The sequence below is a fragment of the Pseudomonas fildesensis genome (assembly GCF_001050345.1).
GTDB lineage: Bacteria > Pseudomonadota > Gammaproteobacteria > Pseudomonadales > Pseudomonadaceae > Aquipseudomonas > Aquipseudomonas fildesensis.
This window is the reverse complement of sequence record NZ_LFMW01000045.1, coordinates 1-953: the sequence shown is the minus strand read 5'-3', so window position 1 is coordinate 953 and position 953 is coordinate 1. Positions and strand designations below refer to the sequence as shown.

Here is a 953-nt window from a genome sequence, read left to right as displayed (position 1 = left end):
AGCTGGAGCCGAGGTCAGCGGGTTAGTGCCGTCAGCATTGCCGCTGTCGGTGGCGGTGTAGGTGAAGTTCGCGGTACCGTTGAAATTGGTGTTTGGCTTGAAGTACAGCGTCGCTTCGCCGTTGGTTGCATCGATGGCGCCAGTAACCGGCTTGGTCATGGCGGCATCGGTGAAGAACGTGCCGTTGGTAGGCTCGCTGACGGTGAACGACTTAACGTTCGCCAGGCCGTCTACGTCAGTAGCCGAAAGCTTAACTTCAATACCTTGAACCGGATCTTCCGAACCGGTGGCAGTAGTTGCCACAGCTTCCGGTGCATCGTTGACCGCAGTCACGGTGATAGTGCCGTTAGCTGGCGCCGAGGTAAGCGGGTTAGTGCCATCAGCATTGCCGCTGTCAGTCGCGGTGTACGTGAAGTTAGCCGTGCCGTTGAAATTAGTATTCGGCTTGAAGTACAGCGTGGCTTCGCCGTTGGTTGCATCGATAGCGCCAGTAACCGGCTTGGTCATGGCGGCATCGGTGAAGAACGTGCCGTTGGTAGGCTCGCTGACGGTGAACGACTTAACGTTCGCCAGGCCGTCTACGTCAGTAGCCGAAAGCTTAACTTCAATACCTTGAACCGGATCTTCCGAACCGGTGGCAGTAGTTGCCACAGCTTCCGGCGCATCGTTGACCGCAGTCACGGTGATAGTGCCGTTAGCTGGCGCCGAGGTAAGCGGGTTAGTGCCATCAGCATTGCCGCTGTCAGTCGCGGTGTACGTGAAGTTCGCGGTGCCGTTGAAGTTGGTGTTCGGCTTGAAGTACAGCGTCGCCTCACTGTTGGTAGCATCAATAGCGCCAGTAACCGGTTTGGTCATGGCAGCATCGGTGTAGAACGTGCCGTTGGTAGGCGTGCCGACGGTGAACGATTTCACGTTCGCCAGGCCGTCTACGTCGGTCGCGCTCAGTTTGACTT

1 protein-coding gene is annotated in these 953 nt (G+C 57.3%); it reads right to left on the bottom strand.

Annotation, left to right across the window (positions count from 1 at the left end; genetic code table 11):
• A partial coding sequence (locus tag ACR52_RS28890) for a tandem-95 repeat protein (RefSeq protein ID WP_048731876.1) occupies positions 1 to 953 on the bottom strand: 953 nt, incomplete at both ends.